This window comes from Amycolatopsis sp. NBRC 101858 (assembly GCF_030269325.1).
GTDB lineage: Bacteria > Actinomycetota > Actinomycetes > Mycobacteriales > Pseudonocardiaceae > Amycolatopsis > Amycolatopsis ponsaeliensis.
In genome coordinates this window covers 1,185,270-1,211,154 of record NZ_BSTD01000001.1, presented here as the reverse complement: position 1 = coordinate 1,211,154, position 25,885 = coordinate 1,185,270, and the positions used below count along the sequence as shown (strand labels likewise).

Below are 25,885 nucleotides of genomic sequence, written 5' to 3'. Positions count from 1 at the left end.
GGTTACGCCCGACCACACCGCACGGGTGTTGCGTTTCGGGTGCGATGGTGTGAGAGGGTATGGCCTGTGATGCGGATCATCGGGCGCCCTCGCGCGCTGGTCGCGGTTGTTGCCGGTGCTCTTCTGCTCGCCGGGTGCGGCTCCGGCCCCAGCCAGGTCGGCAGCGCCGCCATCGTCGGCGACCGCTCGGTTTCCATCGACCAGGTGCAGAACCTCATCGACAAGGCCGTCCGCGAGCAGCCCTACGCGCGCAAGCTCGCCGCGGAGCACAAGCTCGACGTGCTCGGGCGGGCGGTCGTCAGCTCGCTCGTGTTGCACGAGCTGCTCGCCACGGCCGCGGAAAAGCAGGGCATCACGCCCAACTACGGGCAAATCGAAGCCCAGCTGGCCAAGGACCCCCTCAACGGCACGGTGTCCGCCGACGCGGCCGACGAGAACCAGGCGGTCAGCGAGCTCGTCACCCGCACCCGCGACCACCGCGAGGCGCTGACCGACACCTACCTCGCCCAGGCGCTGGCCGAGAAGACCGTCCCGAACCTGTCGGTCACCTTCGACTACACGTCCATCGGCTCGATGCCGGACTCCACCACCGGTGCCACGCTCAAGGGGCCCGACGCGAAGAACGCGGCCTTCGACCTCGCCCGGCAGTTCGCCGCCGACCCGGCGGCCGCGACCAAGCGCATCGGCGCCGACGCCCAGTACGAGGCGTCGCTGCGGCAGCAGGCGGCCCAGCAGGGGCAGAGCACCGACTCGATCCCGCCGCTCACCGGCGTCGGCGAGGCGGTGCCCGCGTCGCAGGCCGGCGTACTCGCCGCCAGCCCGCTCTTCGGGTCGCCGGCCGGCACCGTCACGGTCTTCCCCTACCCGAACCGCGAGGGCACCTGGTTCGTCGCGGTGGTCCGCCAGCGCGTGGACGACAAGCCCGTGGCCACGGAGCAGGCGCCGGCCCTCGACGACGCCTCCAAGACCGCGATCGGCATGCGGCAGCTGCAGCCGCTGTTCGACCAGTCCGACGTGCGGATCAACAAGCGCTACGGCGTGTGGGACGTGGTGGGCATGACCGTCCTCCAGAACCTGGACGCCGCCCAGGGCCTCGTGCTGCCCCAGGGTGGTTCCGGCCGCACGCAGCAGTGAGCACGGGCGTCGTCGTGGTCGTCCGCGGGGCGACCCTGCCCGCCGCGGCGCTGAAGATCCTTCGTGACGCCACCGCCGTGTACGCGGCCACGGACGTCGACGCGAGCCTGTTCGGCGTTCCGGACATCACCGAGGCGCCGTCGCTGAAGGACGTCGTGCTGCTCGCCGGGTCCCGGGACGAGCCCGCGGCGTCGCTGCTCATCGCGACCGGCGCGGAGGTCATCGAGACGCCGGCGGCGCCGCTGGTCGAGGCCGCCGAGGTGATGGACCGGCTCCGCTCGCCGGGCGGCTGCCCGTGGGACGCGGCCCAGACGCACGATTCGCTCCGGCAGTACCTGGTCGAGGAGACCTACGAGCTGCTCGACGCCATCGAGTCGGGCGACCGCGAGGCGCTGCGCGAGGAGCTCGGCGACGTTCTGCTCCAGGTGCTCTTCCACGCGCGGGTCGCGGCCGAGGACGCCGCCGACCCGTTCGGCATCGACGAGGTCGCCGCCGACCTGGTCGCGAAGCTGGTCGGCCGGCACCCGCACGTCTTCGCCGACGCCGACCGGGTGCACACGGTCGAGCACCAGAACCTCAAGTGGGAAGAGCTGAAGCAGCAGGAGAAGCAGCGCAAGTCTATTGTGGACGGAGTGGCGCTCGGGCAGCCCGCGGTCGCGCTGGCCGGCAAGCTCGGGCAGCGGTCCGGGCGCGCGGGCATCCCGCTCGACCTCTTCCCGGCGGGCACCGGCGCCGCCGCCCAGCTGTTCCGCATCGCGGCGACGGCGCGGCGCGCGGGCGTCGACCCCGAGGGTGAGCTGCGGGCGCTGGCGAAGCAGTTCGCGAACGACGTCCGGGCCGCCGAGCAGGCCGCTCGCGACGTCGGGCTGGAGCCGACGACGCTGGAGGCCGACGGCTGGCGGAAGTTCTGGCCCTCTCACTCGATGTGACGTAGCGCACACCCGGGGGAGAACCGTTCCGGGCGATCCGGCGTCTTGCCTGGTGTGAGGAAACCGCCACTGGAGGACGCCGACGAGGAGCACCTCGTCCGGCGCACGGCCAAGGGCGACCGCGCGGCGTTCGAGGAGCTCTACCGCCGCACGTCGCCCTGGCTCGCCGTGCGCCTGCGCCGCCGGTGCGCCGACGACCAGATCGTCGCCGAGGTCATGCAGGAGACGTACCTGGCCGTGTGGCGCGCGGCGGCGTCGTTCGCGGGGGCCGCGACCGGCGGGACCGCGGTCGGCTGGCTGTGGACGATCGCCGCGCGGCGGCTGGTCGACGCGTTCCGGCGCCGGGCGCACCACGCCGAGGTGCCGGCGGAGGTGGCCTTCGACGTCGCGCCGGTGCCGGCGGCGGAGGACGTGGCGCTGGCGGCGACGATCGGTGACGAGGTCGGTGACGCGCTGCGCGACCTCGCCCCCGAGCTGCGGGCGGTGCTGCAGGCGATGGTGCTCGACGGGCTGACCGTCCGGGAGACCGCCGTCCTGCTGGGGCTGCCGGAAGGAACCGTCAAGACCCGCGCGCGCCGGGCGCGGTTCGCGATGAAGGAGGCCCTGTCATGACCCACGCGTCGGACGAGCTGATCGCCGAGTACGTGGCTGGCCACGGCCTCCCTGCCGATCGGCTGTGGGGCCTCGAAGCGCACCTCGAGACGTGCCGGGTGTGCCGGGGGCGGCTCGCCGAGGTGGCGCCCGTCCAGCCGGTGGTGGACGTCGTCTGGAACCGGCTCGGCGTCGAAATCGAGCTGTCGGGTGTTCCGTTCCACGGGCCGCCCGTGCCGCCCCGGGAGCCTCGGCGGCAGCGGTACCGGCGGCGGTGGCTCGACACGTGGGTCACGCCGGCGATGGTGCCGTGGCTGGCGATGATCGGGCTGGTCACGCTGCTCGCGGTCGTGCTCGACCAGGTCTGGCACTCCGTGCTCGACGTGACGGGGGTCCAGCTCTTCGCGCCGGTGCTGCCGGTGCTGGGGGTGGCCGCGTCGTGGGCCCGGGGGCTCGACCCGGCGTACGAGGTCGTCGCCGCGACGCCGCGGGCCGGGCTCTACCTGGTCGCGCGGCGGACGGTGGCGGTGCTCGCCGTCGTCCTGCCGGTGCTCGGTGTCGCCGGGTGGCTGACGGGTACCGCGCCGGCGCTCTGGCTGCTGCCGAGCCTGGCGTTCACCACCGGGACGCTCGCGCTCGGCGGGCTGGTCGGGGTCAGCCGGGCGGCGTACGCGCTGCTCGGCTTGTGGGCCGGCGTCATCGTGCTGCCGAGCTTCGCCGTCCAGGGGCAAACGTTTGCGCTCAGCACCGGCGCGCTGCCGGTGTGGGCCGGGATCTTCGCGCTGACCACGGTGGTCGTCGTCCTGCGCAGGACGGCGTTCACCCGGCTCGGCGCGCATCACTAGGGAGGAAGACATGCGGGCAGTGGGAGCCGCCGAGGTCGCACCGACGACCTACGCCTGGGAGATCCGGGCGGAGGGCCTGAAGGTGCGGGTGGGGCGGGCGAAGATGGCGGTGGACGGGCTGGACCTGTCCCTGGGCAAGGGGGTGCACGGCCTGCTCGGGCCGAACGGCGCGGGCAAGACGACGCTGATCCGGGCGTTGGCGACGGTCCTCCGGCCGGCGTCGGGCAGCTTGGCGCTGCTCGGCGCACCGGCCGGCGGCCGCACGGGGCAGCGCGAACTGCGCCGCCGGATCGGCTACCTGCCCCAGAACTTCGGCTACTACAAGCGGTTCACGGTCCGCGAGTTCGTCGAATACCTGGCGTGGCTGAAGGAGATGTCCAAAGAGGACATCCCGGGTGCGGTGCAGCGCGCGATCGAGCGGGTGGGCCTTGCCGACCGCGCGGACGACCGCATGAAGACCCTGTCGGGCGGCATGGTCCGCCGGGTGGGGATCGCCCAGGCGATCGTCAACGACCCGGACATCCTCCTGCTCGACGAGCCGACGGCCGGCCTCGACCCGGCCCAGCGGGTGCGGTTCCGCGAACTGGTCCAGGAGCTGGGGCAGGACTCGTGCGTGCTGATCTCGACGCACCTGGTGGAGGACGTCGCGACGGCGTGCACCGACGTGGTGCTCTTCGCCGGGGGAAAGCTCGTGTTCCAGGGCACTCCGGACGCACTGGCGGCAGCGGGCACGGCGGAGCACGTCGGCGACAGCCCGATCGAGCGCGGCTATTCGGCGTTGCTGAACCACGAGCCGGGTCAGGGGGCGTGGTGATGACGACGTGCACCGAACCACGGCACCCTCAGCCGCCGGCGGAGGGCTCGAGTCCCTCCGGTCCGGCACGCGCCGGAACCGCCCCCTCCCGTCCGGAGGTGGCCCGATGATCCTGCGCATCGAGCTCCGGCGGTCCATCGCGCCCTGGGCCGGCCTGGCGATCCTGGCCGTCGCGCTCGGGTTCCTCTTCCTGCTCACCGGGCCGTGGTGGAAGGTCCCCGCGCCGTGGACCGCGCACGCGACCACCACCGCCCTCTGGGTGCGTTTCCTCCTGCAGTTCCTCTGGCCGATCGTCGTCGGGGCCGGCGCGATCCAAGGGATGCGCGACAGCCGCTCCGGCATGGTCGAACTGCTCACGACCACGTCCCGTCCGAGCCGGCACCGGGCCGCGCGGCTCGCGGGTGCGGTCGGCGGGGCGAGCGCGCTGGGGTTCCTGCTCGTGTTCGCCGTCGGCGCGGTCGAAGTCCTGGCGCACGGCGGGTTCTTCTCGGCGGGCTTCGTGCCGGTGCTGCTCGTCGGGCTCCTCGGGGTGGTGGCCGGGAGCTGGCTGGGCCTGGCCGTCGGGCGGCTACTGCCGCACCCGCTGACCGCGCCCGGGCTCGCCGTCGTGACGCTCGTCCTCACCACCCTCTGCTGGATGGCGCTCGAGCCGGGCATCGACTCGGTCCTGCCCGCCCGGGCCGGGCTGCTGGCCCCGGCGCTCGCCGAGCCGCGGGGCATGATGGTGACGACTCCGGTGTCGCTCGACGTCGGGCAGGCTGTCTGGTTCCTCGGCCTCGCCGCGACCGGGTTCCTGGTGCTGGCGGCGGATTCCGTGCGGGCCCGGCTGCTCGGGCTGCTGCCGGTGGTCGCGGGCGTCGCGATCGCGTTGCCGCTCTTCCCGGCCACGCAGGCGGACGTGCTCACCATCGACACCGTCGCGGCCGAGAAGGTCTGCGATGGCCCGATCTGCCTCAGCCGGATGCACGCCGGCAGCCTGGCCGCGCTGGCCGCACCGGGCCGGGAAGCCTTGGCACTGCTGGCGAGGCTGCCCGGCGCACCGGACCGGATCGAGGAGCGCATCGCGGCCGGGCAGCCGGACGTGCCGTCGGCGCGCGCCGCCGACGTCGTCTACCTGGACTTCCAGCGCGACGACCTCGCCAAGGCGGACGCGGCCACCCTGCGCCTCGCGGTCCTGGCCGGCGCCGGCGTGCCCTCGTGCACCGGCTGGAGCAGGGCCATGTTCTCCGACCAGGCCGCGCGGATGATCACTGCCGCGTACTTCACGGGCGAGCTGAAGCTGCTGCCGGAGTACGGCGGGGGCTGGTTCAAGGACAAGTTCGGCGTGGCCGGGCAGCTGTGGGCGACGTTCCGCGCGCTGCCACCGGACGTCCAGCTCACCCGCGTCGCCGAGGCGCGGCAGGTGCTGCTGACCTGCCAGGGCGACCCGCTCGAGAAGCTGGTGCCGGGTGGCCCGCGATGAGGTGGGCGGTGCTGTACGCGCGTTCACGCCAGCTGCCGGCGGCGTTCGCGGCACTGGTGGTGAGCACGGCGGTGGTGTGGCTCCTGTCCCGCGACGACTGGGCGCTGCCCCAGGCGTTGCTGGCCCTGACGGCGTCGATCGCGGTGGCCGCGATCGGCCTGAGCGGCCAGGACCCGGACCTCGATCGCACAGCGGCGCTCCCGTGGTCGCGCAGGCGCTTCGCCCACCTGGCGCTGATCGGCCTGGCCTCGGCGGGCGCGGTGCTGGCGGTGCAGCAGCTGGGCTCGTCGACGGTCGACTTGTCGATCATCCTCCGCGACGCGGCGGGCCTGCTGGGCCTGACCGGCCTGGCCGCCACGACGGCAGGCGGCCAGTTCGGCTGGACCTTGCCGGTGGCCTGGTCGGCGGTGGCGCTCTTCGTGAAGAACGACGGCTCGACGGCCAGTGAGATCGCGGCCTGGATGCTGCAGAGCGCGGAAACACCGGTGGCCACCTGGACAGCGGTGCTGCTGGCGGTCACCGGAACCGTGGCGTACACGGTGTGGGGCGGCCGCCGCTAGGGCAAGTATCTGCGATGGAACGTGACAGTCGAGCCAATGCCGGTTGTCGTGACGGCGGTGAAACAAAGCGGGGTACTTGCCGCGACTACCGATGCGACGAAGTGTTCAGACCGGCACACCGACTGGGAGCGTGGCATGACGGAGACGAGGGCGGATGGCGTGGAGTCGGGCGGGGACGGTCTGGAGCCAGATGAAGACCAAGCCGAACCCGACAGTGGCGAATCGGAACCGGGCCCAGGTAATTCGGAAGCGGATAGAACCGATCGGGAAACGGCTCGTCCGAAGCCGGACAAGGCTGAGCGGGCGCTGGTCAAACGGCGTGGCCGATACCCGTGGGCGTCGTTCGTCACCGAGACATTTCCTAAGTATGCCGACCTGATGTACCACGCCGTGCACCCCCAAATGCGGCGGTACCGTCGGTACGGGCGTGCTCACATGAACTGGTTCCGGGTGACGGGCCTGGTAGAGATTGTCTTGAGCGTCAGCTTCCCTTTCGTTGTCGCCCTGCTGAATGAGATCGAATACCGGTTCGAGAACGTTTTACTCTCCGGTCTCAGTGTGGGTATCGCACTCGTCGGAGGTCTGTCCGCCTTTTACGCCTGGAACGATAACTGGCGATTGTATCGGACTCAGCGGCTGGTGTTCGACCAAATCGTCCGCATGTGGGAATTGAAGCTGTTCGCGCTGGCCATAAGTGATCTGCCGGACGAAACGGCGGCGCTCAGGGCGACAAAGAAGGCGATCGAACTGGTTGGTCAGGCCTTGGAGTACGAGCAGGAAGTCTTCTTTGGTTCGGTGCGAGTACCCGAGGAACTCCTTGCCAAGAAACCGGCGGGCCAGCCAGACAACAGTTGAATGGCTGGCCCGTGGTGGCCTCGGCCGCTCAGACGTCGCGGATGTTCGTCTCGAGTTCCAGGGGCTCCCGGTTCCAGTCCTCCACGCCGAACGCCAGGATCCGCGACGGGTGGATCCGGATCACGGCGTCGTCGAAGTGGTTGTCCGGGAGGTTCACCTCGGTCAGCGCCTCCGCGCGGCCACGGATCTCCAGGCAGCGCACCCGCCACGGGTTCGTCGACGGCAGGTCGTCGACCACGAACGCGACGTGGTCGTCGGCCGCCAGGTTGCGGAACTTCTTGCTGCCGCGCAGGTTGTGGCCGGTGACGTCGATCGTCTTCTCGTCCGGGTTGTACCGGAAGCCGACCGGGTTGACCTGCAGGGTTCCGTTCGGCTGCCGGGTGGCCAGCCGGCCGAGCGGCTGGGCGTCGAGGTAGGCGAGCTCTGCTTCGGTGAACATGCCCCGAGCATTCAACTTCAAGGGAGGTTGAAGTCAAGCGAACGGGCCGCCGAAGGCCAGTTCGGTGAAGCGCGAGGCGATGAGGCGGTGCGACGCGCCATCGGGGTGCAGCTCGTCCGGCAGCGGGAACTCCGCGTAGTCGGCCGGCCCGTACAGCGAAAGCCCGTCCAGGTAGTGCAACGCCGGGTCTTCCCGCTGCGAAACGATGCGCGCCAGCTCCTCCCGGATCACCTCCAGCGTCAGCTTGTCGGGGGCCGGGACTCCGGTCGCCCGGAACCGCACGACTCCCGACGCCAGCGCGTCGTGGTCGAAGTCGCCCGGGCCGGGCGTCCGCTCGTGGATCGGGCAGTACAACGGCGACACGACCAGCAGCGGCGCCGACGGGTGACCCTCGCGGATCGTGTCCAGGAACCCGTGCACCGCCGGGCCGAACGCGCGCAGGCGCATCAGGTCGGCGTTGACGATGTTGATGCCGATCTTGACGCTGACCAGGTCGGCGGGGGTGTCCCGCAGCGCGCGGGCGGTGAACGGGTCCAGCATCGCGTTGCCGCTGAACCCCAGGTTGACCAGCTCGACCCCGGCCGAGACCGCGGTCAGCGCGGCCCACGTCGTCGACGGGCTGACCGCGTTCGAGCCCTGGCTGATCGAACTGCCGTGGTGCAGCCACACCCGGTCCAGCGGCGCCGCGGGCGAGACCGGCGCGTCCGTCCGCAGCGCGACCAGCTCGGTGATTTCGTTGTGCGGCAACCAGATCTCGACGTCCTTGAGGTGCCCGGGCAGGCCGGTGAACCGCACGCCGCCGGGCGCGGTCGCCTGGGCGGTGAGCTTGCCGTCGACGAGCAGGTCGTACACGCCGTCCGGCCGCGGCGGTGCGCCCGGGTACTCGATCTTGGTCGGCAGCGTCTCCAGTTCGATGACGGCGGCCGTCGTGCGGAAGCGCAGGCGGACCCCGGCGGGTTGCGTGTCGGCCATCGCGAGCCGCGGATCGGTGTTCTGCGCCCGCGCGCGGGCGGGCAGCCGGTGCGCCACCAGGCCGCGCGGGGTTTCTTCGAGTTCGAGGGCGCCGCGCACCAGGTCGGCGGTCAGGGGAGTGGTGATCACGGTCGTGGCCAATCGCGGAGAAGGGAATCGAGGACGTCGAGCAGGCGCATCCAGCTGTCGGCGGACGCGGGCGGGCTGTGGTCGAAGCCGCCGTCGGCTTCGAGGGCGACGAACCCGCGGAAGAAGCTGCCGAGCAGCCGGACGGCGTGCGTCTGGTCCGGCCCGGCCAGGTCGTAGCCGCGCAGGATGGCGCGCATGAGCTGCGCGTGCCGCACACCCGCGCTGCCGGCGGCGGTCTCCGCGTCGAGCCGCAAGTTCGCCGCGGCGAACCGGCCGGGGTGCGCACGGGCGTAGTCGCGGTAGACGCCGGCGAAGGCGACGAGCGCTTCCCGCCCGGCCCGCCCGGCGAGCGCGGCGGCGGCCCGGTCGGCAAGTTCGTCCAGTGCCAGCAGCGCGATCCGCGTCCGCAGGTCGTGCGCGTTCTTGACGTGCGAATACAGGCTGGCGACCTTGACATCGAACCGCCGCGCGAGCTCCGACGGCGTCACGCGATCGAACCCGATCTCATCGGCCAGCTCGGCGCCCGCACGCACCACGCGTTCCGTGGTCAACCCGGCGCGAACCATCACTGTCACCTCCTCTTCCTAAACCCAACGTAGAACTACCTAAAGGGTTTAGGCAAGGGGATATGATGACGGTCATGCACCGCCAAGCCGTCAGCTCCTCGACGATCGCGTCGATCGGCTACGACCGGGAGGAGCACCTCCTGGAGATCGAGTTCGTGAACGAGAGCGTCTACCGCTACCGGCTGGTGCCCGAGTCCGTGTACCGGGACTTGCTGGGCGCGCCGAGCCAGGGCCGGTTCTTCAATCAGAAGATCCGTGATGTGTACCCGACCGAGCAGGTGGACTAGGAGCTGTCCTGCAGGTCATCGGCGCCGGAGCGCGATGGCCTAGGCGAACAGCCCGTCGCCCCAGTAGCCGGTCGGGGAGATGCCCGGCGGTACCGCGAAGTGCGCCGATCCCGTGTGCTGGACGTACTCCATCATCGCGTCCTTCGACGACAGCGCCTGCTGCATCGGGACGTACTGCGTGCGCGTGTCCCGGTTGAACGCCAAGAAGAACAGCCCCGCTTCGAGGTGCCCGACGCCGTCCGAGCCGTCGACGAAGTTGTAGCCGCGGCGCAGGATGCGCACGCCGTTCAACGCCTGGTGCGAGGCCAACCGGACGTGTGCGTCCTCCGCGATCACCTTCTCGCCGCCCGCGCCGCCGACGTCGAGGTCCAGCTCGTCGAACTCCGCGGTCTGGCCCAGCGGGGCCCCGGTGCCCTTCGTGCGGCCGACGATCTGCTGCTGGCCGTCGAGGGTTTCGCGGTCCCACGTCTCGATGTGCATGCGGATGCGGCGGGCCACCAGGTAGCTGCCGCCGGCCATCCACGCCTGGCCGTCGGCCGGCGTGGCCCACACCTGGTCGCGCAGGAAGTCGGTGTCCTCGGACTTGATGTTGTTCGTGCCGTCCTTGAACCCGAACAGGTTCCGGGGCGTCTGCTGCGCGCGCGACGTCGACGAGCTGCGGCCGAAACCGAGCTGCGACCAGCGGACCTCGGTGACGCCGAAGCCGAGCCGCACCAGGTTGCGGACCGCGTGCACCGCCACCTGCGGGTCGTCCGCGCAGGCCTGGATGCACAGGTCGCCGCCGCCGCGGGCCGGGTCGAGCTTGTCCTTCGGGAACAGCGGCAGGTCGATCAGCTGCGGCGGCCGCTTCCCAGCGAGGCCGAAGCGGCCGTCGAACAGCGACGGGCCGAAGCCGATGGTCAGCGTCAGGTGCGACGCGGGCAGGTCGAGCGCCTCGCCGGTGTCGCCGGGCGGCGCGTAGTCACCGCTGCCCACCGCGCCGTTCGGCACGACCTCCTGGCCCGCCGTCATCCGGCGGGCCGCGTCGGTCCACGTCTTGAGCAGCTGACGCAGCTTCTCGCGGTCCTTCGTCGTGACATCCAAGGCCGCGAAGTGCAGGTTCGCCTGGGTCGGCGTGACGATCCCGGCCTGGTGCTCGCCGTGGAAGTCGACGGTGCTCACCGCCGCCTCGGCGCTGCCGCTGGTCGCCTTGTCGATCCCGATGCCCGCCGCGGCGCCGGCGCCGGCGAGCGCGACACCCGCCCCCGCCAGGCCGAAGAGCTTCCGGCGGGAGACGCGGGTGCCGTCTTCGCTCACTTGGACACGACCTCCGCGACCTTGCTCAGCGGCTCGCTCAGGGCGTCGACCGCCGAGGCGAACGCCTTGATCTCGTCCTGGGACAGCTGGTTGTAGAACTTGTAGCCGTCACCGGCGCGCGTCTTGTCCAGCAGGCCCTGGACGTTCGCGAACTCCTTGTCCAAAGTGGACACCAGGGCCGCGTCACGCTCCTGCAGCAGCGGCCGCAGCGACGCGATCGCGCCCTTCGACCCGTCCACGTTGGCCTGGAAGTCCCACAGGTCGGTGTGCGAGAAGGTCTCTTCCTCGCCGGTGATCTTGCCGGTGGCGACCTCGTCGAGCAGGCCCTTCGCGCCGTTGGCCAGGTCGAGCGCGGTCAGCTCGAGGGTCTTGGACTTGGCGACCAGGTCCTTGACGTCGGTCAGCAGCTTGTCCGCGATCTGCGGGCTGTCGGCCTGCAGGCCGGTCACGTACAGGTCCTTCTCGAGGCGGTGGAAGCCGGTGAACTTCTGGCCCGGCTCGAGGTCGGCCTCGCGGACGTCGATGGCCGGGTCGAGGTCGCCGAACTTCTCGGCGACCGGCTCGATGCGCTCGTAGTAGATGCGCGTGCGGGCGTACGCGGCCTTCGCCTCGTCGACCTTGCCGGCCTTGACGAGGTCGACGAACTTGCCCGTCTCCTCCTCCAGCGCGGCCGTGTTGTTCGCGACGTAGTCGGCGTAGCTCTTGGTGGCCTGGGCCTTCTGCGCGTTGGCGTCGGCCTGCTTCGGCGCGCCACCGGTGATGGTGAAGTCGCCGCGGATGCCGTTGCCGGCCATGCCCGGCTTGCACGCCGTCTGGTACTTGCCGGCGTCGGAGGCTTCGACGATCAGGCGCCGGTTGAGCCCCGGCGCGATGTTCTCGACCTCGCCGATGATCCGGTCACCCTCGGCGTAGAGGTAGAACTCGGTGACCTTGGTGCCCTTGTTGGTGATCTCGAAGGTCACGTTGCCCGCGGCGGCGGTGTTCGCCGAGACGTTGCACGCGCTGTCGGACGCCTCGACCTTGATCGGGCCGCCGGCCGTGGAGGTCTCGTTCCCGGTAGTGCCCTGGCTGTCGCACGCGGCCAGCGTCACCAACACGGCGGCGCCGGCCACGATGGCCAGCGGGGTTCTGGGGGACTTGCGCACGCGGTCACTCCTTCGAGGCGGCCGCGGCGGCGGGCGCCGGCGCGGTCTTCTTGCTGGGCTTGAGGAAAAGGGGCAGCACGATGACGACGTAGGCGACCCAGGCGATGGCCTGCAGCGCAGTCGTCTGCTGCGAGTAGTTGAAGATGCCCTTGAGCAGGGCGCCGTACCAGGACGTCTCGGGCAGCGCGGTCGAGGCGTCGAAGGCGAGGGTGGTGATGCCCGGCAGGAAGGCGGCCTCCTGCAGGTCGTGCAGGCCGTAGCCGAGCACGCCCGCGGCGACGAACACGAGCAGGACGCCGGTGATCGTGAAGAACTTCGCCAGGTTGAACCGCACCGCGCCCTTGTAGAGCAGCCACGCCAGGAGGACCGCCGCCACGATGCCGATCGCGAAGCCGATCAGCGGCTGCGCGGTGTCCGACTGCGCGGTCTGGACGGCGGAGTAGAAGAACACCGCGGTCTCCAGGCCTTCGCGCCCGACCGCGAGGAACGACAGCAGCAGCACGGCCATCGGGCCGACGTCCAGCGCGTCGTCCATCTTCCCGCGCAGCTCGGCGGCGATGCTCTTGGACGCCTTGCGCATCCAGAAGATCATCGCCGTCACGAACACGACCGCGACGATCGACAGGCTTCCGCCGAGCAGCTCCTGGTGCTCGAACGACAGCTGGGCGGTGGTGTAGGTCAGGACCGCGCCGACGGCGACCGAGAGCAGCACCGCGGCCCCGACGCCCGGCCACACCCAGCGGAGCGCGTGCCGCCGGTCGGTCTTGACCAGGAACGCCACCAGGATGCTGACGACCAGCGCGGCTTCCAGGCCTTCGCGCAGCCCGATCAACGCGCTCGAGAACAACACCGGTCCGCCTCCTGAAATTTTTCTGGGTCCAGGAAGTTTTTAGGTAAGGCTCACCTGTAAGTCCAGTGCGCCTGCGGCCGCTCGAAACGATGCAACCGGACAAATGGGACTCAGGCGCGAAGTTAGGTTAGGGTAACCGCAGGTCAGGGCCTTGCGCGTCGACTCGATAACGAATTTTGTGACGTCGCTGGCAGTGGACCTGTTTTTACCCTCCGCTTGCCTGGTCAGCCGGTCGAGGGACCCACTTGAGTGGCTCCGTAACCTGTTCGGGTGGCCGAAACCGCTCAGCCGACCGTCACGCCTCCGTCGTCGCCTCCGGGCGGCCCGCCCAGGCGGTACGTCGGCCGGGTGGCCCTCTCACTCGGGCTCGTGGTCACCGGCGTGGTCCTGGTGCTCACGATCGGTGTCCGGAACCCGGAGGCCCCGGCCGCGCCTCCGCCGGTGCAACCGGCGCTGTCCATCCCGGAGCAGCGCCCGCAGCCCGGCGCCGAGTCGCCGCGCGCCGGGCTCGCCGCCCCGGTCGACCGGCCCGCCGTGTCCGACCAGGCCGAGCTGGACGCGTGGGCGGCGCGCGTCGCGGGCAAGACGCACCTCCCGGCGCGCGTGCTCGCCGCGTACGGCCGGGCGGAGATGTGGATGCAGCGGCAGAAGCCGACGTGTCACCTGTCGTGGGCGACGCTGGCGGGCATCGGCCGGGTCGAGGCCGGGCGCGGGGACTTCGACCTGTCGGCGATCGGCGCGGACGGCCGCGTCGCGAAGCCGGTGGTCGGCCCGCCGCTGGACGGCTCGGCGGGCATCCCGGCGGTGCACGACACCGACGGCGGCAAGCTCGACGGCGACAAGTCGTGGGACCACGCGATCGGTCCGTTGCAGTTCCTGCCGTCGACGTGGAAGAAGTACCAGGAGCGGGCCGACGGCGACGGCGGTACGCCGGACCCGCAGAACGTGGACGACGCGGCCTTCACGGCGGCGCGCTACCTGTGTTCGGGTGGCGACGACCTGGGCACCCCGGCGGGCTGGTGGCGCGCGATCCTGTTCTACAACTCGGGAGTCGCGTACGGCCAGGACGTCTTCAGCGCAGCGGACGCCTACGCGGAGGCGAGCGTCGCGCCGTGAGTCAGAGCTCCCGGTCGGCGAACAGCGGCGTGACGGCCATGAGCACCAGCAGCAGCAAGCCGGCGTAGGCACCCAGCGTGGCGAAGATCGACATTTCCGGTTCCTCCCTCATTCGGTCTGGAACCAGCTTCGCCGGAAGAGGGGGTGCCGCGGATCGGCCGAGGGGCCCGGAGCGATCGGCCGAAAGTCTGATCTCCGGGGGGCCGATCGGCACTGGTGTCAGGATTCGCGCAGGGCGATGCGCGCCTTGACCTCGCTGATCGCCTCGAGGTACTCCGGCACCGGGTTCATCGCCGACGCCATCCGCATCTGGGCCAGTGCCTCGACGAACCGGCCGAGGCGCTGGAGGGTCCGGCCCAGGATGAACCGGGCGTAGTGGTCCGTCGGGTCCAGTTCGATCACCCGGGTGAACGCCTGCTCGGCGCGGCGCAGCTGGGCCGAGTGGAAGTACGCGCGCCCGGCCAGGAGGTGGACCGACGGCTTGTCCGTTTCGGAATCCAGCAGTGGCTGCAGCGCCTTCAGCGCGTCCAGCGGACGGCGGCGGGCGACCAGATCCTCGGCCTGGCGGAAGGCATGGAACCGCGACTCCTCGGGAGGCTGCGAAGCAGCTGCGGCGTCCGTCATGGTCATCCCACGTTACCTCGGAAGAGGGGCTTGCACACGCCGCCGATCGGGACGTGATGGACTGTCCCGCCATGAGCAGCCCGTACCGGGGCCTGGCGCCCTACCTGTACTACTCCGACGCCACGGCGGCGCTCGCCTGGCTGACCAGGGTCTTCGGGTTCACCGAGGAGGTCCGGTTCTGCGACGGGGCCGGCGAGGTCTTCCAGGCGACGTTGCGCGCGGGCGACGCGCGGATCCAGATCGCCGGCGTCGGGCCCGACTACTTCCCGGCCAAGGGCGTCGAGGGGCCGGTCGGCCAGCTCAACATCCTCTACGTCGACGACGTCGACGACGCCTACGCGCGGATCGAGGCGGTGCTCGGCGAGGAGGGCGAGCTCGACCCGCCGCAGGACCAGCCCTACGGCGCCCGGGTGTTCACCGTCGCCGACCTCGGGGGCAACAGCTGGACGTTCTGGCAGCAGACGTCCGACGACGTCGAGCTGCCGCCGGGCTGGCAAGCCATCCGCGCGGGCGGTGAGTCCTCCAACGGGTGAACTGCCCGGACGGCTAGGCTGGGCCCGAAACCACCCGCCGACGTTCGCTTTCCCGCGGAGGCGGAAATCCAGCACAGGCACGACGCACCGAGGAGCATGGCGTGGCTCTCATCGAGCAGGTAGGCGCGCGCGAGATTCTGGACTCGCGTGGCAACCCGACCGTCGAGGTGGAGGTGGCTCTCGACGACGGAACCCTGGCGCGGGCCGCGGTCCCGTCGGGTGCGTCCACCGGCGAACACGAAGCCGTCGAGCTGCGGGACGGCGACACCGGCCGCTACAACGGCAAGGGCGTCGAGCGCGCGGTCGCCGCGGTGCTCGACGAGATCGGCCCCGAGATGGTCGGCATCGAAGCCGTCGACCAGCGGATCGTCGACCAGAAGCTGGTCGACCTCGACGGCACGCCGGCGAAGTCCCGCCTCGGCGCGAACGCCATCCTCGGCGTCTCGCTGGCCGTCGCGAAGGCCGCCGCCGAGTCGGCCGAGCTGGAGCTGTTCCGCTACCTGGGCGGGCCGAACGCGCACGTGCTGCCCGTGCCGATGCTGAACATCCTCAACGGCGGTTCGCACGCGGACAGCAACGTCGACGTCCAGGAGTTCATGATCGCGCCGATCGGCGCGGAGACCTTCCGCGAGGCCCTGCGCTGGGGCGCCGAGGTCTACCACTCGCTGAAGTCGGTGCTGAAGGGCCGCGGCCTTTCGACCGGTCTGGGCGACGAAGGCGGCTTCGCGCCGAACCTGGCGAACAACCGCGAAGCGCTCGACCTGATCCTGCAGGCCATCGAGAAGGCCGGCTACACCCCGGGCCGCGACGTCGCGCTCGCGCTGGACGTCGCCGCGACGGAGTTCTTCGCCGACGGCGCGTACACCTTCGAGGGCAGCAAGAAGAGCGCCGAGCAGATGTCGGCCTACTACGCCGAACTGATCCGCGACTACCCGATGGTCTCCATCGAGGACCCGCTGAGCGAGGACGACTGGGACGGCTGGGTCACCCTGACCGCCGAGATCGGCGAGAAGGTCCAGATCGTCGGCGACGACCTGTTCGTCACCAACCCGGACCGGCTCGAGGAGGGCATCACCCGCCGCGCGGCCAACGCGCTGCTGGTGAAGGTCAACCAGATCGGCACCCTGTCCGAGACGCTCGACGCGATCTCGCTGGCCACGTCGTTCGGCTACAAGTCGATGATGAGCCACCGCTCCGGCGAGACCGAGGACACCTTCATCGCCGACCTCGCGGTCGCCACCGGCGTCGGCCAGATCAAGACCGGGGCCCCGGCCCGCGGCGAGCGGATCGCGAAGTACAACCAGCTGCTGCGCATCGAGGAGACCCTCGGCGACGCCGCCCGGTACGCCGGCGAGCTGGCCTTCCCGCGGTTCAGCGCCGAGGGCTGAGCCGGGCATGGCCGACCGGGGGAGGACGACGCGCAACCGCCGAGGCGGCGGCGGGGCTTCGCGGGCCAACCGGCCCGCGCCGGCCCGCCGTCCCGAGGCGGCGCGCGCGGGAAACCAGGGCTCCCGGCCGCCCCGGCCCGCGGACGGCACGGCGGCGGCGCGGCGCCGCACCGGCGATGCGGACACCACCCGGGCCCGGCTGCGCCGGAGCCTGGCGGCGAAGCGTGCGTCGGGTGCGGCGAAGGTGCTCGGCATGTCCACCACCCGCCGCGCGGCGGTGGTGGCGATCGTGGTGTGCGCGCTGGCGTTCACCATCGCCGTGCCCCTGCGCACGTACCTCGCCCAGCGGACCGAGATCCGTGAGCAGCAGGCGCAGCAGGCCCAGCTGCAGCAGACGGTCGCCCAGCTCCAGGGCCGCAAGGCGGAGCTGAGCGACCCGGCGCAGATCGAGGCCGAGGCCCGGCGCCGGCTGCGGTACGTCAAGCCGGGCGAGACGCCGTACATCGTCCAGCTGCCCGAGGACAAGGCCCCGGACGCGGCCCCGCAGCAGGGACAGCAGCAGATCCCGGACGGCTCCTGGTACGAGAACCTCTGGAACCAGGTCTCTGCGGGTTAGCCGGGCCGACGCTCTAACCTGGACCGCGTGAACAGCACGCAGCAGCACCGGTTCGAGCCCGTCACCGACGCCGACCGCGAGATCATCGCGGAGCAGCTCGGACGGCCGCCGCGGGCACTGCGGGCCGTGGCCGCGCGGTGCCCGAGCGGCCACCCGTCGGTGGTGCAGACCAGCCCGCGGCTGGAGAACGGCACGCCGTTCCCGACGCTCTACTACCTGACCTGCCCGAAGCTGAACTCGATGATCGGCACGATCGAGGCGTCCGGGATCATGAAGGAGATGACCGAGCGGCTCTCCACCGATCCCGAGCTGGCCGCGCACTACCAGCGCACCCACGAGACCTACCTCGCCGAGCGCGACGCGATCGAGCCGCTCGGCCACCAGGTCACCGCCGGCGGCATGCCCGGGCGCGTCAAGTGCCTGCACGTGCACGTCGCGCACTCGCTCGCGGTCGGTCCGGGTGTGAATCCGTTCGGTGACGAGACCCTGGAGCTGCTTAAGGCGAACGGGTGGCCCACGGGAGACTGTGCCGAGTAACGCTCGCGCGTCGTAAACAGATAACTGGGCTGGGTGAGCGAAAACCCCCGTCCGGCGAGATCCAGACTCCCGAAGGGGTGAAACCGCGCCCCGGGTACGGCAGGCTGTCACCCGAGGGTGGGACCGAACCGGCCAGGAGGGCTCAGAGCAATGCGCGTGCGGCGACTGCCTGACGCAGTCGGGAGCCACACCCGAAGATTCGGGCTCCGCCACCGCACGGCCTACCCCCTGATCACCGGCATCTTCGCGGTGATCCCGGCGTTGCTCGCCGGCGGCATCACCCTCGGCTGGCTCGGCGGGACCGGTGACCACACCCGCGACGCCGCACTCGGCCAGGGCTACGACCCCGGGCACGCCGCCATCCAGCAGATCGCCGTCGACGGCACCCTCCCCGGCGCACCCACCCCGCTGCCGCTCCCGGCGTACGAACTCCCCGACGGCCCCCTCGGCATCCCCGCCACCGCGCTCGCCGCGTACAAGAACGCCGCCGACATCCTCGGCCGCGAGCAGGCCGCGTGCCACATCGACTGGGCCCTGATCGCCAGCATCGGCCGGATCGAGTCCAACCATGCCCGCGGCGGGTACGTCGACGCGAACGGCACCACCCGCGAGCCGATCCTCGGCCCGGAGCTCAACGGCCAGGGCGCGTTCGCCGCGATCCCGGACACCGACCACGGCGAGCTCGACACGGACCCGGTGTGGGACCGCGCGGTCGGCCCGACCCAGTTCATCCCGGCGACCTGGCGCGGGTACGCCTCCGACGGCAACGGCGACGGCAAGTCCGACCCCAACAACATCTTCGACGCGGCACTGGCCACCGGCCGCTACCTCTGCTCCGGCGGCTTCGACCTGGCGAACCCGGACCAGCTGCGCGGCGCGATCTACCGCTACAACAACTCCGACACGTACGTGAACACCGTGATCCTGTGGGCCGAGGCCTACCGCAACGGGATCATGCAGGTGCCGGACAGCACGGTCCCGGTCGGCGCCCCGAACGCGGCGGCCGGTCCGCCCCCGCCGGCGATCCCGCCGCCCCCGGTCCCGACCACGACACCGAGCGCGCCGCCGACGACGGGCACGTCCCTGCCGCCGACGACGACGAAGTCGCCGGTGTGCGCCCCGCCGAAGACGATCGTGATCTCGACGACGATCACGAGCATGACCACGGTGACGAGCCCGTCGCCGACGACGACCCCGACGACGACCACCACCGATCCGACCACTACGCCGACGCCGACGCCGACGTGCGGGCAGACGGTCACCTCGGTCAGCACCTCGGCCGTCCCGTCCACGACCACCGTGCCGCCGCCGACCTGAGGAGTTCGCGCCGGTTAGGGTGATCGCATGCCTCGTGTTGCCGCGATCGACTGTGGGACCAACTCCATCCGCCTGCTCGTCGCCGAGCTGACGCCGCGCCACGACGGCACGGTCGACCTGCGCGACCTGCACCGCGAGATGCGGATCGTGCGGCTCGGCCAAGGCGTCGACGCCACCGGCGAGCTGGCTCCCGAGGCACTCGAACGCACCCGCGCCGCGCTCGCCGACTACACGGTCGCCGCGCGGCGCAAGGGCGTCGAGAAGGTGCGGATGGTCGCCACCTCCGCCACCCGCGACGCGAAGAACCGCGACGACTTCTTCCGCATGACGCGCGAGACCCTCGGCGTCGAGGCCGAGGTGATCACCGGCGACGAAGAGGCGCGGCTGTCCTTCACCGGCGCGGTCGGCGAGCAGGACCCGGACGACGGCCCGTTCGTCGTGGCCGACGTCGGCGGCGGCTCGACCGAGCTCGTCCTCGGCACCTGGGACGGCCGGCAGGCCGAGGTGAGCGCGGCGAAGTCGGTCGACATCGGCTGCGTCCGGATCACCGAGCGCGCGCTGAAGAGCGACCCGCCGACGGCAGAGGAGATCGCGGCCGCCCGCGACCTGGCGGGCAAGGTCCTGACCGAGGCGTTCGACGTCGTCGACGTCGCCCGCGCCCGCACGTGGATGGGTGTCGCGGGCACGGTGACCACGCTCTCGGCGATCGCGCTCGGGCTGACGGAGTACGACAGCGACCGCGTCCACCTGTCGAAGCTCGGCCCCGCGGACATCGACCGGCTCGCGACGAAGCTGCTGGCCGAGAACCACGCGACGCGAGCGGCGAACCCGGTGATCCACCCGGGCCGCGTCGACGTGATCGCCGGGGGCGCGGTGGTGGTCCAGACCCTCGCCGAGCAGCTCGCGGCCCGCGGCGGCCCGACCGGGCTGGTGGTCAGCGAGCACGACATCCTGGACGGCATCGCCCTCTCGCTCGCCTGAGTCCGGTTCCGGCCACAAAGGCCTCTTGACAAGCACTCCACCGACCCTTTCGGACATCCGAAAGAGCTTGCGCCGCAACGAGAATCCAAAACGAACCGAACGTGAGCGCGCGATGACCACGTGTCCGCGCTACTCCGTCCGGAGTACCCGAATTCCTACGTTGGTTGTGCTCCAACCAGGTGGTCCTGACGACCGTCACTGATTTGCAACACCGCAGTCCTGTGATCACCTTCACCGCCCCCGCTAGCGTGCGTCTCACCTTTCGGACAGACGGAGATGGAGGGGACATGCGTCGTTCGCGCAGGCTCTGGGGACCCACGGTGGTGATGACCTCGCTGGCGCTCGCGCTCGCCGCGTGCGGCGGCGGTTCGGGCAGCTCCGCGGGAGCCGGCGAGACGGACCCGGACGGCACCGTCAGCGTCTACGGCACCGAACCGCAGAACGCGCTGGTCCCGACCAACATCAACGACCTCGGCGGCACCAAGGCGATCCAGGTCATGTTCGCGACGCTGGTCGGCTTCAAGGGTGCGGACGCCAAGCCGTTCAACCTGGTGGCCGACTCGATCACGACGACCGACTCCAAGGTCTACGACATCAAGATCAAGCAGGGCTGGAAGTTCCACGACGGCACCGAGGTGAAGGCGCACAACTTCATCGACGCCTGGAACTACGGCGCCTACGCCCCGAACGGGCAGCTCAACACCGACTTCTACTCGAACATCCAGGGGTACAAGGACGTCCACCCCGCGGACGAGAACGCCAAGCCGACCACCGACAAGATGTCCGGCCTGGTGCAGAAGAGTGACTACGAGTTCCAGGTGACGCTGGACGCGCCGTTCTCGGTGTTCGACATCAAGGTCGGCTACCAGGCGTTCGCGCCGCTGCCCGACTCGTTCTTCAAGGACCCCAAGGCCTTCGAGCAGCACCCGATCGGCAACGGCCCGATGAAGTTCGTCTCGCGGACGCCGAACCAGGACATCAAGCTCACCCGCAACGACGACTACAAGGGTGACGACAAGGTCCACTTCAAGGACCTGGACATCAAGATCTACTCCAGCCAGGAGACCGCCTACCAGGACCTGCTGAGCGGGCGGCTCGACTTCATGGAGGCGCTGCCGCCGTCGGCGGTCGCGGGCGGCAAGTACAAAGCCGACCTCGGTGACCGGCTCGTCACCGGCTCGCTGCTCGGCGTCAGCACCATCGCCGTGCCGTACTACGTGCCGGGCTACGACAACCTCGAACTGCGCAAGGCCATCTCGATGGCGATCGACCGCGCGCAGATCACCAAGACCGTCATGAACGACACCTACGTCCCGCTGGACGGGTACGTCGCCCAGGGCATCACCGGTGCCCGCTCCGGCGTCTGCCAGTTCTGCAAGTTCGACCCGGCGGCGGCCAAGGAGGCCTTCGCGAAGTCCGGCTTCAAGGGCAAGCTGACCATCGCGTCCAACGCGGACGGCGGCCGCAAGGAACCGCTGACCGCGGCGTGCAACAGCATCAAGAACACCCTCGGCGTCGAGTGCGACTTCGTGCCGGCCACCGACTTCGGCCAGTGGCGCAGCATCGTGACCGGCAAGAAGCTGACCGGCATGGGCCGGTCCGACTGGTCGGCGGACTACCCGTCCATCGAGGACTTCCTCAACCCGATCTACAAGACCGGCGGGTCCTCGAACGACTCCAGCTACTCGAACCCGCAGGTCGACGCGATCCTCGCGCAGGCCGACGCCACCGCCGACAAGGACGCGGCGGTCAAGCTGTACCAGCAGGCCGAGGACCTGGTCGCGAAGGACCTGCCGTCGATCCCGGTGTGGGACGAGAAGGGCGTCGCGGCGAAGTCGAAGAACCTCAAGTCGGCGGCCCTGGACTTCCGGCGCATGCCGGACTACCCGTCCATCGAGGTCCTGAAGAAGTAGTGCCGCGCTGATCCGCCGCAACCACCACCACGCCGTCGTGAGCGGGAGCCTTCTCCCGCTCACGACGGCCGGCGCGCACTAGGAACGTCATGACCCGTTATGTCCTGCGACGGCTGCTCCAGCTGATCCCGGTGTTCTTCGGCACCACCTTCCTCATCTACGTCCTGGTCTGGGCGGTGCCCGGCGACCCGTTCTCCGGCAAGTGCGGCCAGGCCGCCTGCCCGTCGGCCTACATCGCCCAGATGACCGAGAAGTTCCACCTGGACGACAACATCTTCGTGCAGTACTTCAAGTACCTCGGGAGCCTGTTCACCGGCGACTGGGGCGAGACCTTCAACGGCACCTCGGTCGGCGAGCTGATCGCCACGTCGTACCCGATCACGCTGCGCCTGGCCGTGATCGCCGTGGTCATCGAGGCCCTCATCGGGCTCACCGCCGGCGTGCTGACCGGCCTGCGCGGCAAGGGTTTCCTCGACAACCTCGTGCTGGTTTCGACGACGTTCCTGATCTCGCTGCCGGTGTTCGTCACGGCGATCGTGCTGCAGCTGGCGCTGGGCAGCAACGGCCTCGGCCTGATCGAGGCCAGTGTGTCCGACAACCCCAGCGTGGGCGAGCTGATCGTGCCCGGCATCGCGCTCGGCAGCCTGTCCATGGCCTACGTGGCCCGGCTGGCGAGAACGAGCATCGCCGAAAACCGCCGCGCCGACTACGTGCGGACGGCGATCGCGAAGGGCCAGCCGAACAGCCGCGTCGTCGGCGTCCACCTGCTGCGCAACTCGGTGATCCCGGTGCTCACCTTCCTCGGCACCGACCTGGGCGCCCTGATGGGCGGCGCGATCGTCACCGAAGGCGTGTTCAACATCAACGGCCTGGGCGGGCTCATCTTCCGCGGCATCCAGAACCGGGAGAGCGCGACCGTCGTCGGCGTGGTCGTCCTGCTGGTGCTGGTCTACCTGCTGATGAGCCTCATCGTCGACCTGCTGTACGCCGTTCTCGACCCGAGGATCCGCTATGACTGACCCGAACCTGGTGGGCGGCGGCGGTGCCGACGCGGCCGAGCTGTCCCGCATCGACGACTCCGGCACCGGGCCGCAGAAGCCCCGCAGCCTGTGGAGCGACGCGTGGCGCCAGCTGCGGCGCAAGCCGGCGTTCGTCATCTCGGCCGTGATCATCCTGCTGATCGTGCTGATCGCCATCGCACCCGGCCTGTTCAGCTCGCGGGAAGCGGGCTTCAGCGACCTGACGCACGCCAACGAAGGCCCGTCCGCGGACGCCTGGTTCGGCTACGACAACCAGGGCTACGACGTCTACGCCCGCACCATCTACGGCGCCCGCGCGTCCCTGCTGGTCGGGGTGTTCTCGACCCTGCTGACCGTCCTCTTCGGATCACTCGTCGGCATCTTCGCCGGCTACTACGGGCGGTTCGTCGACAGCGTCCTGTCGCGCTTCGGCGACATCTTCGCGGGCCTGCCGTTCGTGCTCGGCGCGATCGTCATCCTCACGACGTTCAACGCGCCCGGCTCGAACCCCGGCGCGGTCACGATCATCGTCCAGGTGGTCTGCTCCATCGCCGTGCTGAGCTGGCCGGTGGCGATGCGCATCATGCGCTCGGCGACGCTGGTGGCCAAGCAGCTCGACTACGTCAAGGCCGCGCGCGGCCTCGGCGCGAGCACCCCGCGGATCATCTTCCGGCACCTGCTGCCGAACACGCTCGCGCCGGTGCTGGTGTACGCCACCATCGCGCTCGGCGCGTTCATCGGCGCCGAGGCGACGCTGGCCTACCTCGGCATCGGCGTGCGCCCGCCGGTGATCTCGTGGGGCGTGATGATCAGCGACTCGCGGGACTACTTCCGGGTGGACCCGCACATGCTGCTGTTCCCCGGTGCCTTCGTCACCCTGACCGTGCTGGCCTTCGTGATGCTGGGTGACGGCATCCGCGACGCGCTCGATCCGAAGTCGAGGTAGATCCCCTTGTCCGACAACGAACTCCTGCTCGAAGTAGAGGATCTGCACGTCGAGTTCCGGACCTCCGACGGCGTGGCGAACGTGCTCAACGGCGTCGGGTACTCCGTGCACTCCGGGGAGACGCTGGCGGTGCTCGGCGAGTCCGGCTCCGGCAAGAGCGTCACGGCGCAGACGGTGATGGGCATCCTCGACATGCCACCCGGCGTGATCACCGGCGGCGCGGTGCGCTGGCGCGGCGAGGACCTGCTGACCGCGTCCGAGGACCGCCGCCGCGAGGTGCGCGGCAGCGAGATCGCGATGATCTTCCAGGACGCGCTTTCCGCGTTGAACCCCGTGTTCACCGTGGGCTTCCAGATCGAGGAACAGCTGACGGTCCGGCTCGGGATGTCCAAGAAGGACGCCCGCAAGCGCGCGATCGAGCTGCTCGACACCGTCCGCATCCCGGCCGCGGAGCGGCGGATCAAGGACTACCCGCACCAGTTCTCCGGCGGCATGCGCCAGCGCGCGATGATCGCGATGTCCCTGGCGCTCGACCCGGACCTGCTCATCGCCGACGAGCCGACCACCGCGCTCGACGTCACCGTCCAGGCCCAGATCATGGACCTCCTGGGGGAGATCCAGGCCGAACGCAAGATGGGCCTGGTGCTGATCACCCACGACCTCGGGGTGGTCGCGGAGGTCGCCGACCGGATCGCGGTGATGTACGCGGGCCGGATCGTCGAGCAGGCCGACGTCGTCGAGCTGTTCCGCGCGCCGGCCCACCCGTACACCGCCGCGCTGATGGACTCCCTGCCCCGGCTCGACCTCAAAGGACAGACGCTGGAAACCATCAAGGGCCTGCCGCCGAGCCTGCTCGACATCCCGCCGGGCTGCCCGTTCCACCCGCGCTGCAAGCGGGCCGAGGACCGCTGTTCCGCGGAAGTCCCGGCGCCCCGCGGGATCGGCTTCGGCCGGACCAGCGCGTGCCACTTCGCCGAAGAGGTGGTGAACTCCCGTGCCTGAGCCCATTCTCTCGGTCGTCGACCTGAAGAAGTACTTCCCGGTCCGCACCGGCGTCCTGTTCAAGCGCACGATCGGCCAGGTCAAGGCCGTCGACGGCGTCTCGTTCGACCTGATGCCCGGCGAGACGCTCGGCGTCGTCGGCGAGTCCGGTTGCGGCAAGTCCACCCTGGCCCAGGTGCTGATGCGGCTGGAGGAACCGACGGGCGGCACCGCGAAGTTCGAAGGCCGTGACATGTTCTCGTTGCGCGGCAACGAACTGCGCAAGCTGCGGCGTGAGATCCAGATCGTGCTGCAGGACCCGTACACCTCGCTCAACCCGCGGATGACCGTCGGCGACATCGTCGGCGAGCCGTTCGAGATCCACTCCGACGTCGCGCCCAAGGGCTCGCGTGCGAAGAAGGTGCAGGAGCTGCTGGAGGTCGTCGGGCTCAACCCCGAGCACCTCAACCGCTACCCGCACCAGTTCTCCGGCGGGCAGCGCCAGCGCATCGGCATCGCGCGGGCGCTCGCGCTGCGGCCCAAGGTGATCATCTGCGACGAGCCGGTGTCCGCCTTGGACGTCTCGATCCAGGCGCAGGTGATGAACCTGCTCGGCGACCTGCAGGACGAGTTCGGCCTGTCGTACGTCTTCATCGCCCACGACCTTTCCGTGGTGCGGCACCTGTCCAACCGGGTCGCCGTGATGTACCTCGGCAAGATCGTCGAAATCGGGACGGACGAGGAGATCTACGAGCGACCGTCCCACCCGTACACCCAGGCGCTGCTGTCGGCGGTGCCGGTGGCGGACCCGGCCGTGCGCGGGCAGCGGCAGATCATCCGGCTCGAAGGCGACGTCCCGAGTCCCCTGGATCCCCCGTCCGGCTGCCGGTTCCGCACGCGCTGCTGGAAAGCGCAGGACCGGTGCGCCACCGAGGTGCCGGAGCTCGTCCCGCGCACGGACGGTCACTTGTCAGCATGTCACTTCGCGGAGCAGAAGTCGGTTGTTCCATAACGTACGTTTGGCCGTTGTACGCGCATTG

General features: G+C 70.4%; 28 protein-coding genes. 21 read left to right on the top strand and 7 right to left on the bottom strand.

Annotated elements, in window-relative coordinates:
• The first annotated feature begins 69 nt into the window (after positions 1-69).
• The 8 genes from QSK39_RS05725 (at position 70) to QSK39_RS05690 (ending at position 7,190) form a co-directional block, all read left to right on the top strand.
• Complete coding sequence (locus QSK39_RS05725; RefSeq protein WP_285476592.1) at positions 70-1,134, top strand: SurA N-terminal domain-containing protein; 1,065 nt, start codon at positions 70-72, stop codon at positions 1,132-1,134.
• Positions 1,131-2,063, top strand: a complete 933-nt coding sequence (locus tag QSK39_RS05720; RefSeq protein WP_285476591.1) for a nucleoside triphosphate pyrophosphohydrolase — start codon at positions 1,131-1,133, stop codon at positions 2,061-2,063. Before QSK39_RS05725 ends, QSK39_RS05720 begins: the two co-directional genes overlap by 4 nt.
• Positions 2,064-2,117: 54 nt before the next feature.
• Positions 2,118-2,675 (top strand): RNA polymerase sigma factor, encoded by a 558-nt coding sequence (locus tag QSK39_RS05715; protein ID WP_285476590.1) that lies wholly within the window; start codon positions 2,118-2,120, stop codon positions 2,673-2,675.
• The gene (locus QSK39_RS05710; RefSeq protein WP_285476589.1) at positions 2,672-3,499 is read left to right on the top strand and encodes a zf-HC2 domain-containing protein; all 828 of its coding nucleotides are present in this window, start codon (positions 2,672-2,674) and stop codon (positions 3,497-3,499) included. Before QSK39_RS05715 ends, QSK39_RS05710 begins: the two co-directional genes overlap by 4 nt.
• A gap of 10 nt (positions 3,500-3,509) precedes the next feature.
• A complete protein-coding gene (locus tag QSK39_RS05705) occupies positions 3,510-4,313 on the top strand; it encodes an ABC transporter ATP-binding protein (protein WP_285476588.1) in 804 nt (267 codons plus the stop codon).
• A gap of 106 nt (positions 4,314-4,419) precedes the next feature.
• Positions 4,420-5,775, top strand: coding sequence for a hypothetical protein (locus QSK39_RS05700; RefSeq protein ID WP_285476587.1), 1,356 nt, complete (start codon positions 4,420-4,422; stop codon positions 5,773-5,775).
• Positions 5,772-6,335, top strand: a complete 564-nt coding sequence (locus QSK39_RS05695) for a hypothetical protein (RefSeq protein ID WP_285476586.1) — start codon at positions 5,772-5,774, stop codon at positions 6,333-6,335. Before QSK39_RS05700 ends, QSK39_RS05695 begins: the two co-directional genes overlap by 4 nt.
• A 36-nt stretch (positions 6,336-6,371) precedes the next feature.
• On the top strand, positions 6,372-7,190 hold the full coding sequence (locus QSK39_RS05690) for a DUF4231 domain-containing protein (RefSeq protein ID WP_285476585.1): 819 nt from the start codon (positions 6,372-6,374) through the stop codon (positions 7,188-7,190).
• A 28-nt stretch (positions 7,191-7,218) separates the two neighbouring features.
• Here QSK39_RS05690 and QSK39_RS05685 read toward each other — a convergent pair whose 3' ends face one another.
• From QSK39_RS05685 to QSK39_RS05675, 3 genes are read right to left on the bottom strand one after another with little or no spacing between them, the layout of a single operon-like run.
• Entirely contained in the window at positions 7,219-7,629 is a 411-nt protein-coding gene (locus tag QSK39_RS05685; protein ID WP_285476584.1) for a PPOX class F420-dependent oxidoreductase, read from the bottom strand.
• Positions 7,630-7,662: 33 nt separating this feature from the next.
• The gene (locus QSK39_RS05680) at positions 7,663-8,730 is read right to left on the bottom strand and encodes a GDSL-type esterase/lipase family protein (RefSeq protein ID WP_285477942.1); all 1,068 of its coding nucleotides are present in this window, start codon (positions 8,728-8,730) and stop codon (positions 7,663-7,665) included.
• Positions 8,727-9,296 (bottom strand): TetR/AcrR family transcriptional regulator, encoded by a 570-nt coding sequence (locus QSK39_RS05675; RefSeq protein WP_285477941.1) that lies wholly within the window; start codon positions 9,294-9,296, stop codon positions 8,727-8,729. The genes QSK39_RS05680 and QSK39_RS05675 overlap by 4 nt, the downstream gene beginning before the upstream one ends.
• A 74-nt stretch (positions 9,297-9,370) precedes the next feature.
• On the opposite strand from QSK39_RS05675, the gene QSK39_RS05670 reads away from it, so the two are divergent.
• The gene (locus QSK39_RS05670) at positions 9,371-9,583 is read left to right on the top strand and encodes a KTSC domain-containing protein (protein ID WP_285476583.1); all 213 of its coding nucleotides are present in this window, start codon (positions 9,371-9,373) and stop codon (positions 9,581-9,583) included.
• Between the two features lie 39 nt (positions 9,584-9,622).
• Here QSK39_RS05670 and efeB read toward each other — a convergent pair whose 3' ends face one another.
• The 3 genes from efeB to efeU are packed head-to-tail and all read right to left on the bottom strand — an operon-like array spanning position 9,623 to position 12,874.
• Positions 9,623-10,879 (bottom strand): iron uptake transporter deferrochelatase/peroxidase subunit, encoded by a 1,257-nt coding sequence (gene efeB, locus QSK39_RS05665; RefSeq protein WP_285476582.1) that lies wholly within the window; start codon positions 10,877-10,879, stop codon positions 9,623-9,625.
• Entirely contained in the window at positions 10,876-12,024 is a 1,149-nt protein-coding gene (gene efeO, locus QSK39_RS05660) for an iron uptake system protein EfeO (protein ID WP_285476581.1), read from the bottom strand. Before efeO ends, efeB begins: the two co-directional genes overlap by 4 nt.
• 4 nt (positions 12,025-12,028) lie before the next feature.
• Positions 12,029-12,874, bottom strand: coding sequence for an iron uptake transporter permease EfeU (efeU, locus tag QSK39_RS05655; protein ID WP_285476580.1), 846 nt, complete (start codon positions 12,872-12,874; stop codon positions 12,029-12,031).
• A 369-nt stretch (positions 12,875-13,243) separates the two neighbouring features.
• Between efeU and QSK39_RS05650 the strand changes: the two genes are divergently transcribed.
• On the top strand, positions 13,244-13,990 hold the full coding sequence (locus QSK39_RS05650; protein WP_285477940.1) for a lytic murein transglycosylase: 747 nt from the start codon (positions 13,244-13,246) through the stop codon (positions 13,988-13,990).
• Between the two features lie 219 nt (positions 13,991-14,209).
• On the opposite strand, the gene QSK39_RS05645 is transcribed toward QSK39_RS05650, so the two are convergent.
• Complete coding sequence (locus tag QSK39_RS05645) at positions 14,210-14,614, bottom strand: tetratricopeptide repeat protein (RefSeq protein WP_285477939.1); 405 nt, start codon at positions 14,612-14,614, stop codon at positions 14,210-14,212.
• A 71-nt stretch (positions 14,615-14,685) separates the two neighbouring features.
• On the opposite strand from QSK39_RS05645, the gene QSK39_RS05640 reads away from it, so the two are divergent.
• The 11 genes from QSK39_RS05640 to QSK39_RS05590 all read left to right on the top strand — a co-directional run bounded on the left by QSK39_RS05640 (position 14,686) and on the right by QSK39_RS05590 (position 25,857).
• Positions 14,686-15,147 carry a VOC family protein gene (locus QSK39_RS05640; protein ID WP_285476579.1) on the top strand — a complete coding sequence of 154 codons (462 nt, stop codon included), beginning with the start codon at positions 14,686-14,688 and terminating at the stop codon, positions 15,145-15,147.
• 101 nt (positions 15,148-15,248) lie between these two features.
• Positions 15,249-16,535 carry a phosphopyruvate hydratase gene (eno, locus tag QSK39_RS05635; protein WP_155540934.1) on the top strand — a complete coding sequence of 429 codons (1,287 nt, stop codon included), beginning with the start codon at positions 15,249-15,251 and terminating at the stop codon, positions 16,533-16,535.
• Positions 16,536-16,788: 253 nt separating this feature from the next.
• Positions 16,789-17,151 carry an FtsB family cell division protein gene (locus tag QSK39_RS05630; RefSeq protein ID WP_285477938.1) on the top strand — a complete coding sequence of 121 codons (363 nt, stop codon included), beginning with the start codon at positions 16,789-16,791 and terminating at the stop codon, positions 17,149-17,151.
• Positions 17,152-17,178: 27 nt separating this feature from the next.
• Entirely contained in the window at positions 17,179-17,688 is a 510-nt protein-coding gene (locus tag QSK39_RS05625) for a DUF501 domain-containing protein (protein WP_155540935.1), read from the top strand.
• A gap of 150 nt (positions 17,689-17,838) precedes the next feature.
• A complete protein-coding gene (locus tag QSK39_RS05620) occupies positions 17,839-19,005 on the top strand; it encodes a lytic transglycosylase domain-containing protein (protein WP_285476578.1) in 1,167 nt (388 codons plus the stop codon).
• 27 nt (positions 19,006-19,032) lie between these two features.
• Entirely contained in the window at positions 19,033-19,986 is a 954-nt protein-coding gene (locus QSK39_RS05615) for a Ppx/GppA phosphatase family protein (protein WP_285476577.1), read from the top strand.
• A 287-nt stretch (positions 19,987-20,273) separates the two neighbouring features.
• The gene (locus QSK39_RS05610) at positions 20,274-21,899 is read left to right on the top strand and encodes a peptide ABC transporter substrate-binding protein (protein WP_285476576.1); all 1,626 of its coding nucleotides are present in this window, start codon (positions 20,274-20,276) and stop codon (positions 21,897-21,899) included.
• A gap of 89 nt (positions 21,900-21,988) precedes the next feature.
• Entirely contained in the window at positions 21,989-22,918 is a 930-nt protein-coding gene (locus QSK39_RS05605; protein ID WP_285476575.1) for an ABC transporter permease, read from the top strand.
• The gene (locus QSK39_RS05600; RefSeq protein WP_285476574.1) at positions 22,911-23,864 is read left to right on the top strand and encodes an ABC transporter permease; all 954 of its coding nucleotides are present in this window, start codon (positions 22,911-22,913) and stop codon (positions 23,862-23,864) included. Before QSK39_RS05605 ends, QSK39_RS05600 begins: the two co-directional genes overlap by 8 nt.
• Before the next feature lie 6 nt (positions 23,865-23,870).
• Positions 23,871-24,866, top strand: coding sequence for an ABC transporter ATP-binding protein (locus QSK39_RS05595; RefSeq protein WP_285476573.1), 996 nt, complete (start codon positions 23,871-23,873; stop codon positions 24,864-24,866).
• The gene (locus tag QSK39_RS05590; RefSeq protein WP_285476572.1) at positions 24,859-25,857 is read left to right on the top strand and encodes an ABC transporter ATP-binding protein; all 999 of its coding nucleotides are present in this window, start codon (positions 24,859-24,861) and stop codon (positions 25,855-25,857) included. The genes QSK39_RS05595 and QSK39_RS05590 overlap by 8 nt, the downstream gene beginning before the upstream one ends.
• Positions 25,858-25,885: the final 28 nt, after the last annotated feature.